This is a genomic window from Mesorhizobium sp. LSHC412B00, from assembly GCF_000503035.1.
Lineage (GTDB): Bacteria > Pseudomonadota > Alphaproteobacteria > Rhizobiales > Rhizobiaceae > Mesorhizobium.
In genome coordinates this window covers 438,146-451,465 of sequence record NZ_AYWB01000001.1, presented here as the reverse complement: position 1 = coordinate 451,465, position 13,320 = coordinate 438,146, and the positions used below count along the sequence as shown (strand labels likewise).

At 61.1% G+C, this 13,320-nt stretch carries 13 protein-coding genes and 1 pseudogene; 13 read left to right on the top strand and 1 reads right to left on the bottom strand.

Annotation, left to right across the window (positions count from 1 at the left end; genetic code table 11):
* The first annotated feature begins 6 nt into the window (after positions 1–6).
* The 11 genes and pseudogenes from X757_RS162395 to X757_RS1000000168420 all read left to right on the top strand — a co-directional run.
* The gene (locus tag X757_RS162395; protein WP_023725039.1) at positions 7–453 is read left to right on the top strand and encodes an SRPBCC family protein; all 447 of its coding nucleotides are present in this window, start codon (positions 7–9) and stop codon (positions 451–453) included.
* Positions 450–1,256, top strand: coding sequence for a xanthine dehydrogenase family protein subunit M (locus X757_RS162400; protein WP_031250984.1), 807 nt, complete (start codon positions 450–452; stop codon positions 1,254–1,256). Before X757_RS162395 ends, X757_RS162400 begins: the two co-directional genes overlap by 4 nt.
* Positions 1,256–1,738 (top strand): (2Fe-2S)-binding protein, encoded by a 483-nt coding sequence (locus X757_RS162405; protein WP_023725037.1) that lies wholly within the window; start codon positions 1,256–1,258, stop codon positions 1,736–1,738. Before X757_RS162400 ends, X757_RS162405 begins: the two co-directional genes overlap by 1 nt.
* A complete protein-coding gene (locus X757_RS162410) occupies positions 1,735–3,576 on the top strand; it encodes a xanthine dehydrogenase family protein molybdopterin-binding subunit (RefSeq protein ID WP_031250983.1) in 1,842 nt (613 codons plus the stop codon). Before X757_RS162405 ends, X757_RS162410 begins: the two co-directional genes overlap by 4 nt.
* Positions 3,577–4,599 (top strand): xanthine dehydrogenase family protein molybdopterin-binding subunit, encoded by a 1,023-nt coding sequence (locus X757_RS162415; RefSeq protein WP_023725035.1) that lies wholly within the window; start codon positions 3,577–3,579, stop codon positions 4,597–4,599.
* Positions 4,599–5,483 (top strand): MoxR family ATPase, encoded by an 885-nt coding sequence (locus tag X757_RS162420; protein ID WP_023725034.1) that lies wholly within the window; start codon positions 4,599–4,601, stop codon positions 5,481–5,483. The genes X757_RS162415 and X757_RS162420 overlap by 1 nt, the downstream gene beginning before the upstream one ends.
* Positions 5,480–6,574 carry a VWA domain-containing protein gene (locus X757_RS162425; protein ID WP_031250982.1) on the top strand — a complete coding sequence of 365 codons (1,095 nt, stop codon included), beginning with the start codon at positions 5,480–5,482 and terminating at the stop codon, positions 6,572–6,574. The genes X757_RS162420 and X757_RS162425 overlap by 4 nt, the downstream gene beginning before the upstream one ends.
* Positions 6,571–7,449 carry an amidohydrolase gene (locus X757_RS162430; protein WP_023725032.1) on the top strand — a complete coding sequence of 293 codons (879 nt, stop codon included), beginning with the start codon at positions 6,571–6,573 and terminating at the stop codon, positions 7,447–7,449. Before X757_RS162425 ends, X757_RS162430 begins: the two co-directional genes overlap by 4 nt.
* Before the next feature lie 15 nt (positions 7,450–7,464).
* On the top strand, positions 7,465–8,313 hold the full coding sequence (locus X757_RS162435; RefSeq protein ID WP_023725031.1) for an N-acyl homoserine lactonase family protein: 849 nt from the start codon (positions 7,465–7,467) through the stop codon (positions 8,311–8,313).
* Positions 8,314–8,317: 4 nt separating this feature from the next.
* A complete protein-coding gene (locus X757_RS162440; RefSeq protein WP_023725030.1) occupies positions 8,318–9,949 on the top strand; it encodes an isochorismatase family protein in 1,632 nt (543 codons plus the stop codon).
* A gap of 26 nt (positions 9,950–9,975) precedes the next feature.
* Positions 9,976–10,262: pseudogene (locus tag X757_RS1000000168420) on the top strand (Dabb family protein); the annotation flags it as partial.
* Positions 10,263–10,559: 297 nt separating this feature from the next.
* Here X757_RS1000000168420 and X757_RS162445 read toward each other — a convergent pair.
* Positions 10,560–11,435, bottom strand: coding sequence for a LysR family transcriptional regulator (locus X757_RS162445; protein ID WP_023725029.1), 876 nt, complete (start codon positions 11,433–11,435; stop codon positions 10,560–10,562).
* A 144-nt stretch (positions 11,436–11,579) separates the two neighbouring features.
* Here X757_RS162445 and X757_RS162450 point away from each other — a divergent pair, with 144 nt between their 5' ends.
* Positions 11,580–12,152, top strand: a complete 573-nt coding sequence (locus tag X757_RS162450; RefSeq protein ID WP_023725028.1) for an isochorismatase family protein — start codon at positions 11,580–11,582, stop codon at positions 12,150–12,152.
* A gap of 106 nt (positions 12,153–12,258) precedes the next feature.
* Positions 12,259–13,314: an alkene reductase gene (locus X757_RS162455; protein ID WP_023725027.1), complete on the top strand. Its 1,056-nt coding sequence runs from the start codon at positions 12,259–12,261 to the stop codon at positions 13,312–13,314.
* Positions 13,315–13,320: the final 6 nt, after the last annotated feature.

Sequence of the window (13,320 nt, the reverse complement as noted above, 5' to 3'; positions counted from 1 at the left end):
TAGGTCGTGGTCAGGGTCGTCCGCAGCACCATCGTCAGCGCGCCAATCGAGGCGGTCTGGGACGTCGTGCGTGACTTCAATGGCCACGACCGCTGGCACCCAATTGTCGTGGAGAGCCACATTGAGCGCGGATTGTACTCTGACCGCGTCGGCTGCGTGCGGAACTTCCGTTTGGCAAACGGCACGGAAATGCGTGAGAAGCTGCTTACGCTGTCGGACCTGGAATGGGCGCTCAGCTACTGCCTCCTCGATACCCCACTGCCGATCTTCAACTATGTGGCGCACGTGCGCCTGCTCCCCGTGACTGACGGGCATCACACCTTCTGGGAATGGCTAGGCCGGTTCGATGCACCAACCGGTCGAGAGACCGAGTTGGCCTCCATGATCGGCAACGACATCTACCAAGCCGGATTCGACGCAGTCCGCAGCCAATTGGAGGCTAGCACGTCGTGACAACGATAGAGCGATTTCAGACAATAGCGGAAGCGGCACGTTCCGGCCGTGCCAGGGACGTCCATGTTCTAGGCGGCGGAACGCTGCTGATGCGGCAGTTGAACTACGCGCCCCAGAGTGTGGCCCGCATTCTCGTGGTTGAAGATCCTTCTATGCGTGAGGTGACATCCGCGGGCAACCGCATCCGGATTGGCGCTGGGGTTACCTTTGCCGCAATCGCCTCAACCCCCGATCTTGCGTTCCTCGCGCCGGCTGCGCGCGCTATCGGTGGACCCGCCATCCGCAACATGGCGACAGTCGGAGGCAATCTCTTCGCGCCGTCTCCCTACGGCGATTTCACCACCGCGCTCCTGGCGGCAGGGGCGGACGTGGTCATGGCGGATGGCCGCACCGAGGCGCTAGAGACCTTCCTTGCTGCGCGCGGGACTGTAATGCGCGGCCTGGTCGCTGCCGTAACCGTCCCACGGCTGACGACTGGCGAGTTCCGCTTCCGAAAGGTTACCCGGGTAAAGCCTAAGGGGATTTCGGTCATGAGCATCGCCGCGCACCTACCGAAGACGGGGACGCGTTTCGGCGAAGTGAGGATCGCGTTCGGCGCCATGGGACCGCGACCCCTCCGTGCACGAGCCGCCGAAGCAGCTCTCCGTGGCGCCGCTTCCGACCTCGCGGGAGTACAAGCCGCCCTCAGGGTCACTTGCGAAGGTCTCGAACCAGAAGATGATGCGCTCGCGAGTGCATGGTACCGCCGCGAAGTGGCTGCGGTTCATCTCGGGCGTCTGCTGATAGAGGGGCAAGGCGCCTGATGCCAAAAACCGCACTTTCCTTTCATCTCAATGGCACCGAGCGATCGGTTTTCGTGGACGATGGAGCAAACCTGCTTGATGTATTGCGTCGCGGTGCCGGCGACCTGTCGCCGAAATACGGATGCGGGCAGGGCACGTGCGGAGCCTGCTCCGTGCGGATCGATGGCGAGCTACGCCTGGCCTGCCTGACCTTGGCCGAAACCGTGGCCGCTACACATGTGCAGACGCCGGCGGGCCTCGCCGATGGACCTGCCCTCCATCCCTTGCAGACCGCGTTCATCGAAGGCTTCGCCGCGCAATGTGGTTTCTGCACTGGGGGCATGCTGATGGCCGCCAAGACACTGCTCGTCCAAAACCCCCGGCCAAGTCGAGAGCAAGTGGCCGAGGCGATATCCGGCAATCTATGCCGCTGCACCGGCTACGAGCCGATTATCGACGCCATCCTGGCAGCAGCCGCTCGCGCGGGAGTGAATTCCTTATGAGCTCCATCGAATTTCGGCGCGACCTCTTTGCCGATGAGCGAGACGACACGCTCAAGGTAATCGGCAAGCCGCATTTGCGCGCTGACATCCTCGGCCACGTGACCGGCCGCACTCGATATTTTGACGATCACCTCTTTGACGGAATGCTGCACATGCGCGCCGTTCGATCACCGCATCACCATGCTCGAATTCGCGGCATCGACACGTCGGCGGCCGAACGCATGACCGGAGTTATTCGGATCGTGCGGGCAGCGGATGTGCCGCGCAACCTCAATACGCTGCTGTCGATCATCGGGTTCGGGCGAGACGACGAACCGCTGATCTCATCGACGAAGGTAGCCTATCGGGGCGAGCCGGTGCTGGCCATCATCGCTACGAGCGAGAGCCAGGCCCGTACCGCCTGCGACGCGGTTCGCGTCGATTGGGAGGTGCTGCCGCACGTGCTCGACGTCGAGGAAGCAATCGCTCCCGGTGCGCCGTCCGTGCAAGAGGCCTATCCTAACAACACTTTCGACTACGGTCCTTACGATCATCAGAAGTTGCGTTTTGGCGATGTCCAGGCCGGGTTTCGCGCGGCGAAGCATATCGTCGAGGCGACCTATCAGATGTCGCCGATCGAACAGGCGCCGATGGAGACTTGCGGCGCCATAGCCGCGCCTGAGACCAACGATCGATATGTGTGCCACACCAGCACCCAGGCCCTGTTCTTTTCACTCGGGACGACGGCCAAGATTCTCGACATCTCGTCAGCGCGGCTTCACTTCATCGGCGGCACCGTCGGTGGTGGGTTCGGGGGCAAGGTGGACAGCATCACCGAGCCGATGGCCGTCCTGGGTGCCATGCTCACCGGACGCCCCGTCAAGTTTCAATGGGACCGCGAAGAGGAGATGCAGGTCGGCGCGCCCCGTGGTGCGGAGCGCTGGGTTCTGAAAGATGGCGTTGCCTCGGACGGCCGCATCTTGGCTCGCGAATTCACCGGCTATTTCGACAGCGGAGCCTATACGCGCCTATCGTCCTATGCGGTACAAAAAGGGACGGGCCACCTGCCGGGGCCCTACACGATCCCCAATGTCGCCGCCAACGTCTATATGGTGTTCACCAATCGTACGCCGGCCACGGCGATGCGGGGCTTCGGCGTCACCGGTGTTGATTTTGCGATTGAATGCCACATGGACCGGGTCGCCGAGGTGGTCGGCATAAACCCGATAGAGTTGCGCATCCTCAACGCCTATCGCGATGGCGACATGAAGGCGCATCGGCGCGTCGCCAAGAACACGGCGCTGATCGAGTGCTGCCAGGTGGTGGCGGGCAAGGCCGATTGGTCACTGCGGCCCGAGTTTCTACAGGCGTCGAGCCTCTCTGGTGGCGGGACACCGGAGCGAGCCGTTATCCCCGAGACCGCGCTCGACACCGAGGGGAAGATCGGGGAGCGTCGGCAGGGCAAAGTCTTGATGAACGGACCATCGCCGCGCGCGAGCAGGATGCTCCCTGCTGGAACCGTGCATCCACAGGATGCGCGGGCGTTGGTGCAAAATCGGGACATGGTGCTTGAAGCGGGACGCGTGGGTCACCGGACTGGCGCGCCGAGGCTTGCTCCTGAAGCGACAGCCGGTTCGCCACCGGGCCTGCCACCAGTAGTGCCGCGTGTCGCCGTGCCGCCGGCAGCAGCGGGTGTAGCATCCCCCGCCGGCAGCAGACAGCCGCCGCCCATCCCATCAACACCTATGGCACCGCTACCGCCGCCGTCTTCTGCACCCTACCAGCCGGATGAGGCATTCACACGTGGCGTGACGCGGCCGGGTGCGTCGCGGTTTCTCTCGGGCATACGGAGGCGATGAATGTCGATCCACAAGGGCCGCGGTTTTGCTTGCATCAACTACCCGATCGGAATGAACCTCGGCGGCGACCCGTCGCAGGCGCTGGTCCATTCCAATCCCGACGGCAAATTCATGGTCACGCTGTCCGCGATCGATCTCGGCCAGGGCATGAAGTCGGTCGTTCGCCAGATCGCGGCCGAGGCGCTGGGCGTGCCGATCGCCGACGTACAGGTCGACACGGCCGATAGCGACACCGGCCCTCACGACATGGGATCATTCGCTTCCCGCGGTACGCATCGCGTCGGCAATGCAGTCATCAGAGCTTCCGCCGAAGCACGCAAGCAGATGTTGGAAGCGGCTGCGGAAGAATTGGAAGTCGCCGCCGCCGACCTCGACACGGACGGTAAGGGCAACATCATTGTGAAGGGGTCCCCCTCCCGGTCCATCACCATATCACAGACCGCTATCGCTGCTCAGTTCAAGCAGGGGCGCACCTTGTCCGGGCGCGGCATTTTCTTGATACCGCCATCTCCGGTCGATGCCGACACCGGCGAGATGACGCCCGTTACGACGTTTGCTCATGCCGCTCTGGTCGTCGACCTGGAGGTGGACGATGAGACCGGCGAAGTCGTGGTAACCGAGATCAATTCCGCCTACGAGCTCGGCCGCGCTCTAAACGAGAAGCTGGTCGAGCAGCAACTTATCGGCGGTGCCTGGATGGGGGTTGCCCACGCACTGTACGAGACCACAGAACCTTACTACCCTCAGCGCACTCATTTGCCGCTCGATTTCAACACCTACCTGATGCCGGGTCCAGCTGAGGTCGTTCCACATCATATCGCGGTGCTTGAGCGTCCCGCCGAGGATGCGCCCTTCGGCGGGAAAGGCCCCGGTGAAATGTGCGCCAACCCCGTGTTGCCCGCCGTCGCGAATGCCATCTACGATGCTGTCGGCGTGCGCTGCGATGCACTGCCATTCACACCTGAGAAGATACTTCGTGGTCTGCGCGCCAATGGCGGCGCTAAAAAGCGGGCTGCGTATTGATGGCGATCAGGGCATCGACCTCGGGCATTTCATCTCCCATCGAGCTCCGCGAGGCGCTTGTTGGTGCTCAATACCTGGCCGGTGACGACTTGGCTACGGCTGCCTATCTCGCGCTGGCGCTCGGCAAGCCCCTCCTGCTGGAAGGCGCGCCGGGCGTCGGCAAGACCGAAGCCGCCAAGGCGCTTGCTGGGGTGTTGGGTCGTCGCCTCGTCAGGATGCAGTGCTATGAAGGGATCGACGCCTCCGCCGCGCTCTACGACTGGAACTATCCACGCCAGATGCTCGCGATCCGCCAGTCGACAGAGGCCGGCCTCAATCTGTTTTCTGAAGAGTTTTTGCTGGTTCGGCCGCTCTTGGACGCTCTGCGTTCACCGCGAACGACCCTGTTGCTGATCGACGAAATTGACCGCGCAGACGCCGAATTCGAGGCCTTTCTGCTTGAGTTTCTATCCGACTTCTCAATCTCGATACCGGAGACCGGAACGGTACGCGCGGACGAACCTCCGGTGGTGGTGCTTACCTCCAACCGAACGCGGGACCTTCATGAAGCTCTGCGGCGACGCTGCGTCTACCACTGGATTTCCTATCCGGACGCATCCCTCGAAACTGAGATCGTGATGGCCCGTGCCTCCTCGGTCGCGCGAGCGACGGCCGAGGCAGTAGTTGCTTCGGTCGGGCTCATGCGGCAAGAGCCCCTCGCCAAACCTCCCGGGGTAGCCGAAACGGTCGAATGGGCGGAGGCAGCCACCCTGCTCAACGCACAAGGCGCCCGCTGGCCGGACGCTTTTCGCCGAGCGATCGGGGTCGCCGTCAAGGATCAGGACGACCTCCTGTATGTCGCCCCGATGCTGGACCGGCTTCTGCCCGGTGAGGCCGTGCAATGATCGGCCTGGATCCATTCCTGTCTTTCGCGTCGCTCTTGCGCAGCGCCGGCTTCGCGGTCGCGCCCGATCAAACGATCGGGTTTGTCGCGGCGGTCGGTGCGCTTGGCCCGCAAGGACCAGAGGATATTCGGCGTGCGGGCCTGGCGTTGTATGCGATACCGCACGAGCGCATTCCCGACTACGACGCGCTCTTCAGGGCTCATTTCCTTGGCCACACGCTGCCGACAGGGGATCTTGTCGATGAGGATGATACCGGCGTTGAAGCGCATGAGCCTCTGGGTACCCAAGCCGATGTGAGCCACGAGGAGGAAGGTGAGCCTTCGGGGGAAGCCGCCAGCTTCGAGGAGCACCTGGGCGTGGCGACGCTTGGCCAGGGGAGGGACGATGGCGGCCTTCAAGGATTTGACCAAGTTCTGCGGCGGCGCCTTCCCATGCGGCGAACATTTCGGCGCACCCCGCACAAACGGGGTGATGACATCGACCTTCGGCGGACGCTCAAGGGGGCGATGCGGCATGGCGGTGAGGCCATCAGGCTGCACCGCACGAGCCGCCGCCTTCGGCCGCGTCGTCTGCTGCTGCTCATAGATGTCTCGGGTTCCATGGCGGGCTACTCCGAGCCGGCCCTGAAGATCGCCCATCGCGTTGTTCAGGTGGCCGAGCGTGTCGAGGTGTTCACACTTGGCACGCGGCTCACGCGTGTCACCGCGGCGCTGTCACCTCAAGAGCAGGAGATTGCTCTTTCGAGAGCATCACAGGTCGTGGCGGATTTCGAGGGAGGCACCCGGCTCGGCGAGGCGCTTGGAATATTCCTGGCCGTGCCGCGCTACGCCGCGTTGGCTCGCGGCACTGCCGTGGTCATCGTTTCTGACGGTCTCGAGCGTGGTGATCCGGCAGAACTCGCCGAGATGGTGCGCCGTCTAACGCGGCTTTGCTGGCGCACACTGTGGATTTCTCCTCTCGCCGCCGAACCCGGCTACCGGCCAGAAACCCAAGCCATGCGAGCGATCGCGCCAATGGTCGACAGACTTGAAGGGGCCGTCGACCTGCGCGGCATGAGCCAAGCCATTCTTGGGTTGTCGAGGCTCGCATGATCGACGCGCACCACCACATTTGGCGGCAAACCGATCTGCCTTGGCTCTTGGGGGCCGAACGCCCGCGCATTTTCGGCGAATACGCGGCTATCCGGCGCGACTACCTCGTGGAGGAATTCCTGTCGGACATTGACGGCAAGGGAATCAACAAGTCGGTCTACGTCCAGGCGAACTGGGCACCCAACTGGGCAGCGGACGAAGCAGCCTGGGTGCAGGCCACCGCAGACCGCACTGGCTGGCCGCACGCGATTGTTCCTTTTGCCGATGTGACGGTTGCGGACGTGCGTCCTGCGCTCGACAAACTCGCCCGCATCCCGCTCGTGCGCGGCATCAGACAACAGCTGCATTGGCACGAGAATCCGCTCTACCGCTTTGCGTCCCGTCCGGACCTTTGCACGGATCCGAAAGTGATGGGCAATGTCGCCCACCTGGCCGACTATGGCTTCAGCTTCGACCTGCAGGTTTTCGCCAGCCAGATGGAAGGTGCAGCAGCGCTCGCGAAGGCCTGCCCGAATGTCACTTTTATGCTCCAGCACGCTGGTATGCTGGAAGACATCAGCCCCGAAGGTCGGGTCGCCTGGAAAGACGGCATGAAGCTGCTCGCATCATGTCCGAATGTAGCAGCAAAGCTCTCCGCCTTTGGCACCTTCATTCACAGGAACGATCCCGCCTTCATCGCTGACATGGTCGCGACAACCGTGCGTCTGTTTGGCGCCAATCGCTGCATGTTCGGCTCAAACTTTCCGATCGAACGCCTCTGGACGACCTATGGCGAGCTGCTTTCCGCATTTCTGGAAGCCGCTTCCGGTCTGCCCAAGAAGGCCCGATCTGCAATTTTCAACGATACCGCCGCTCGCCTCTATCGGCTTGACTAAAACAGGGAGACCGCAATGGCACTCACGATCCACGTTCTGGACTTTGGTGATATCGAACTCGAAACGAGCTTTCTCGTGCTTGGCCATGAATGCGGGCGTGTCCGCCGCGTGCCGGTCTACGGCTTCCTCATTCTTGGAGGGACCTACCCGGTCGTTGTCGACACCGGTTACCGCGACAACGCCATCATGGAGTCGCTTGGCATGCGCGGCCTGCAATTCCATGACAACATGATCGAGAACCAGCTAGCCAAGCATGGCGTGAAAATGGGCGACGTGCGGTACGTCTGCCATACCCATCTCCACATCGACCATGCCGGCAAGGATGACCTGTTTCCGATGAACACGACCGTCGTGGTCAATCGCCGCGAGCTGGAATTTTCCGTGTCGGGCATCATGTTTCCGCAATACCCGAAGCCCGACATCAAACACCTGATCGACCGCCTGTATGAACCCGAGGCGCTCCGTTTCCTCGACCTCGACATTACCGGAGCCGAGGAGATCATCCCGGGCGTCTGGTGCGAACGAGCTGGCGCCCACACGGAGGGTTCGATGAATGTGATCGTTGAAACCGCCGACGGCCTCGCCTGTTTGTGCGGCGACGTCATCTACGACTTCAACGATCAGATCGTGAATCACGTCTACACTAACAACCATATGGAACCGCGAACCACGGGCAATCACTCCAACACCAAGCGCGAGGAAAAGGGCGCGATAAAGAAACTGCTCAACAACTATCGATACCTGCTGCCGGTACACGACCGGCCGGCAAAGATCGAACACCAGCGCGTGGTGGGCCGGCTTGGCATGACTGTACCAGGGCCGTTGACCGAGACAGTGCCGAACCGCCCTTGGTTCCCGGCGTAGGGCAATGGCACACGAGGCGCTCGATCCGCGCTTCACGGCGATCGTTGATGAACACGCGCCCGTGCGCCTGCTGGCGACTGGGCTCACGTTCGCCGAAGGTCCGGTTTGGCACCCTTTCGAAGGGCATCTGATCTTTTCCGACATGCCGGCCGACACGAGACGCCGTTGGACTTCCGGCAGGGGCGTCGAGGAGATCCAAAAGCCTTCGAACAAGGGCAACGGCATGACCTATGACGCGGCCCTCAATCTTCTTGTATGCGAGCACTCGACGAGTTCGGTGGTGCGCCTGCGGAGGGACGGCACGCGCGAGGTTCTCGCCAGCAAATGGCGAGGGCGCGAGCTGAACAGCCCCAACGATATCTGCGTACGCGCTGACGGGTCGATCTACTTCACCGACCCCACCTATGGCCGCATGCCGCACTATGGCGTTGAACGCCCTGTGGAACTCGGGTTTCAAGGCGTCTACCGCCTGCCGGCTGGACACAAACCAGGCGACGAACCCGAGCTTCTGGTCGACCGATATCTCTTCACTCAGCCGAACGGTTTGTGTTTTTCGCCCTGCGAGAGGTGGATGTGGGTCAACGACACGGCGCAGGCCAATGTTCGCATGTTCAATGTCTCCGCCGACGGCAAGTTGGGTGAACCGCGGATATTCGCGGAAGGCATCCGCGACGACCGCCTTCCGGGCGTGCCGGACGGGATGAAGGCTGATATCGACGGAAAGGTCTACGTGACCGGCCCTGGCGGCATTTGGGTCTACGACTTTCATGGCGTCCTGCTCGGCAAAATCAGCTTGCCCGAAATGCCAGCCAACCTGCACTGGGGCGGGCCGGCGTGGTCGACGCTGTACATTTGCGCGACAACTTCGCTTTACGCTGTCGAAACAAAGACGCGAGGCCGGATCGAACCTTTCATGCTGGCCACGGCCCGATCCGTTTCGGCGGATACGCAGTCAGCGCGAAATTCGGCGCAGGAGCAAGGCCGATCGGGCCGGAAATCGTCCTTGGCGCCGACCTTAAGTCGGAGTGAATTGCTGCGCATCGAACCGGCGCGCACAGCATTGATCCTGCAAGATTTGCAGAACGACGTGATGATGGAAGGCGGGGCATTCGCATCGACCGGCGCCCCGAGGCATGCTCAAACCCAGAATGTGGTAGCCAACGCGCGACGGCTGGCCGACGCCTGCCGCCGCGCTGGCGTCATGGTCATCCACGTGTGGATGATTTGCGAGCGCGGTCACCCATTCCTCGCCCAGCATGCATCTCTCTTCCAGGGGCTGAAAGGGCAGAATGCCTTGGTTCGTGGCACTTGGGGTGCCCGGCCGGCAGAGGGTCTGGAGCCAGCCCAGGGAGATCTCGTCGTTGAAAAAATGTCGATGAGCGCCTGGGAAACCTCGCGGCTTGAAAGCTACCTGCACCATGGGCAACGCGATACGATCATCAACTGCGGTGCCTGGACCAATATGAGTGTGGAACATACGGCTCGTACAGGTGCCGACAAGGGTTTCCGGATTATCGTTCCGGAAGACGCGTGTTCGACAATGAACGCCGAGTGGCACAACGCCTCGATCGCCTATGCGATGGGGAATGTGGCTGAGATTGCGTCCGTTGACGCGGTGATGGCTGCGCTAATCTGAAGGTGAGCCGAGATGGAGCAGACAAGATGATCCGCCATACATCGTGGTCTTCACGCTGAAGCATGCGCCGCACTCGCTGGAGGAAAAGGAATTCTTGACCGACGCCAACACAATCCTCACCGCGATAGAGGACGTCACGCTTTTCGAGCAGTTGCGACAGGTCAGCCCCAAGAACGACTATCGTTTCGGCTTCTCGATGGAATTCGCCGATCAGGCCGCCTACACGCGGTACAATGACCATCTAGACCACGTCGCTTTTGTCAGTGACCGCCGGGTCCCCGAGGTCGAGGCATTCGACCGATTTCAACACATCAATGCCCTTGCAGCCGACGGATCGCAAGCATCCCCTCGCGATGCGATGACAATGGTATCCAAGATTACTGGAATCCGCGCGCAATGGCCTCGAAGTTGTCGGAGGGTGTTGTTGAAGACGATATGGGACGTTGGCAATTGCGATGCGCTGGCCCGGTCCTCCTGAAAACTCGTGCGAATCTTGCAATATGCTCTTCTCCAAAGCCACATTCTGCAAGTGTTTCACGATCCGCGCGGTGCGCGCGCCAGCGTAAGCCATACAACGTGATGAAGCTTCGCCATCAAGGAGTCATCCAGCTCACCGCCATTGCTCTCTCAGAAAATCAACAAAACGCTGCGTCTTCGCCGGCAGCAGTCTGGTTTCAGTAATGGCATTAATGGCGATAGCTGTGGCCTGCCAGTCGGGCAGAATTCGCTGCAGGGCTCCATTGGCGACATCGGCGGCGGCAACGCGTTCGGCAAGTACCGCTACGCCCATTCCAAGCGTGCAGAGACGCTGGATCATGCCAACGTTGTTCATCATAAATCGGCCGCCCACTTTGGCGTCGATAGTATCGACGCCGCGATGCAGCTTCCATGTATCGGCTTCGCTAGTGTGCAGTCGTAGACATTGATGCTGCTTCAATTGGTCCGGATGACTGGGCTCGCCGGCATGTTCGAGATAGGCCGGCGCGGCGTAAAGCATGCGCGGCAAGCGAAACAGAAGGCGCGAGATGAGATTGGAGTCAGGAGATTCACCCATCCGGATCGCCACATCAACGGGCTCGCCCACCAGGTCCACCCGGCGAGGGGAAAGGTCGAAGTCGAAGGTGATGCCCGGATAGCGACGTGCAAAATCAGCTATCAGGGGCGCGAGAAATATCTGGCCGAAATCGACAGGCAGAGTGACCCGCAGGAGGCCTGTAGGCTGCGCTAGCATCTGGCCGAGTTGCTCGTGGGCAAGCCTGGCCTCCTGCACGATGCGCTTGCAGCGTTCGTAGTAGATTTCTCCTGCCTCTGTCAGCTCGATCTTGCGTGTTGTCCGGTGCAAAAGACGCAAACCGATAGCGTTTTCCAAGCGAGAGATGCGTCGGGAAAGTGTCGAGTTAGGTATTCCCAAGATTTCCGCGGCACCCCTAAAGCTCCTTGCCTTAGCGACCTCCACGAACAATGCCATGTCGTCCAACGATCTCATCGATTGCTCCAGTAATGGCATATTCCATTCCGCCAGACCCTATTTATCTCGAAAATGATATCGATGACAATGCGCTCATCAGCGATCGAACGCCCCACGGTGAATGTTGCTGGAGTTTGGAAAACCAAGTCACGGAGAAGCGCAATGACCTACGAGAGACTGAAAGCAGAAGACGCCGCGATGCTGCTGATCGACCACCAGGTTGGCACCATGGGGTGGGTTGGCTCCACGACCTTCGAGGAAATGAAGAAGAACGCGATCATACTCGCGAAGGCAGCTAAGATTCTGAACATCCCGACCGTATTGACCTCCAGCATGGAGGACGCTCCTCAAGGACCGCTGCTAAGCGAACTCGAAGACATCCTGCCAGCAGAATTCTCTGCCCGCATCAAGCGGGCTGGCGTCGTCAATGCGATGGATGACGACGCGTTTGCGGCGGCCGTGACGGCGACCGGCCGCAAGAAGCTGATCTTGGCCGGAGTTACCAACGACGTGTGCACGGTCTATCCGGCGCTGACGCTCGTTGGTCGCGGCTATGAAGTGCAGGTTGTCGCCGACGCCGGTGGTTCGCCCACCAAAATCGCCGATGATATTGCCTTGCGGCGTATGGAGCGCGCTGGCGCGACATTGACGAGCACCAATCAGCTCATCGCCGAGTTGGCCGGTAGCTGGAGCACGGCCGAAGGTGGGCAGCTCGTTCATGCTCTGATGGGCTGAGACCCACTCTTAATACCACAGCGAAGCGTCCTTCGGCGCCCTCCCTCCCGATGCTGTTTTCACGGCAGCATCGGAAGTCCTCCACCAAGCATCTTGAGGTAACAACATGACGGACATCTGGCAGTCTATTAAACTGGGTCGAACTGAGTTGGCCAACCGCTTCGCAATGGCGCCGATGACCCGCAGTCGTGCCAAACCCGACGGCACACCCGGCGATCTCGCGGCTGAATACTATGCCCAGCGTGCCGCTGTTGGTCTGGCGATTAGCGAAGGCACGCAGCCGTCGGATGATGGGCAAGGCTATCTGTCCACGCCTGGCATCTACACCGATGCACATGTTGCCGGATGGCGTGCGGTCACGTCCGCTGTGCACGCCAAAGGCGGTCGCCTGTTCATCCAGTTGATGCATGTCGGCCGGGTCTCGCACCCGGACAACACACCCCATCACCGCCAGCCTGTGGCCCCTTCGGCGATTTCGCCCGGTTCTCAGATGTTCACGATGAAGGGGATGCTCGACATCCCGGAGCCACGCGCCCTGAGCATTGAGGAGATTCGTCAAACCATCGGGGATTTTAGGTTGGCCGCGCACCGCGCCATCGAGGCCGGAGCGGACGGTGTGGAAATTCATGGTGCCAACGGCTATCTCGTCCATCAGTTCATCGCCCCAAGCGCGAACGTCAGAATGGACGAATACGGTGGGTCAATCGAGAACCGCGCCCGCTTCGCAATCGAGATAGCAAGGGCCGTCGCGCAAGACATCGGGTCAGAGCGTACAGCTATTCGGCTGTCGCCGGGCGTTCCCATGAACGGCATCGATGAGGGTGCCGATGGTCCGGATCTATACCGCTATCTGATCGAAGAGTTGGACCAGCTGAATCTTGCCTACCTGCACCTCTTGCATGTGGGTAACGAGCCTCTTCTCCGAGACATCCGCAAACTGTTTAAGCGAGTGCTGGTTGTCAACCGACCGGGCCGGCCGCGCGAGCAGATAGGTTCAGACGTCAAGTCTGGTCTTGCAGACATGGAAGCCTATGGTCAGGCCATTCTTGCAAACCCCGACTTCCTGAAACGACTCAAGAAGAACGCTCCTCTGAACGACGGTGACCGCAACACCTTCTATGCCGGCGGCGCTACTGGCTACGTCGACTACCCGACTCTTTGACCATAC

What these genes read in the sequence shown, in the direction of transcription:
- X757_RS162405 (WP_023725037.1), top strand. Translation starts at nt 1,256, where the DNA reads ATGCCAAAAACCGCACTTTCCTTTCATCTCAATGGCACCGAGCGATCG.
- X757_RS162410 (WP_031250983.1), top strand. Translation starts at nt 1,735, where the DNA reads ATGAGCTCCATCGAATTTCGGCGCGACCTCTTTGCCGATGAGCGAGAC.
- X757_RS162415 (WP_023725035.1), top strand. Translation starts at nt 3,577, where the DNA reads ATGTCGATCCACAAGGGCCGCGGTTTTGCTTGCATCAACTACCCGATC.
- X757_RS162420 (WP_023725034.1), top strand. Translation starts at nt 4,599, where the DNA reads ATGGCGATCAGGGCATCGACCTCGGGCATTTCATCTCCCATCGAGCTC.
- X757_RS162425 (WP_031250982.1), top strand. Translation starts at nt 5,480, where the DNA reads ATGATCGGCCTGGATCCATTCCTGTCTTTCGCGTCGCTCTTGCGCAGC.
- X757_RS162430 (WP_023725032.1), top strand. Translation starts at nt 6,571, where the DNA reads ATGATCGACGCGCACCACCACATTTGGCGGCAAACCGATCTGCCTTGG.
- X757_RS162435 (WP_023725031.1), top strand. Translation starts at nt 7,465, where the DNA reads ATGGCACTCACGATCCACGTTCTGGACTTTGGTGATATCGAACTCGAA.
- X757_RS162440 (WP_023725030.1), top strand. Translation starts at nt 8,318, where the DNA reads ATGGCACACGAGGCGCTCGATCCGCGCTTCACGGCGATCGTTGATGAA.
- X757_RS162445 (WP_023725029.1), bottom strand. Translation starts at nt 11,435, where the DNA reads ATGAGATCGTTGGACGACATGGCATTGTTCGTGGAGGTCGCTAAGGCA.
- X757_RS162450 (WP_023725028.1), top strand. Translation starts at nt 11,580, where the DNA reads ATGACCTACGAGAGACTGAAAGCAGAAGACGCCGCGATGCTGCTGATC.
- X757_RS162455 (WP_023725027.1), top strand. Translation starts at nt 12,259, where the DNA reads ATGACGGACATCTGGCAGTCTATTAAACTGGGTCGAACTGAGTTGGCC.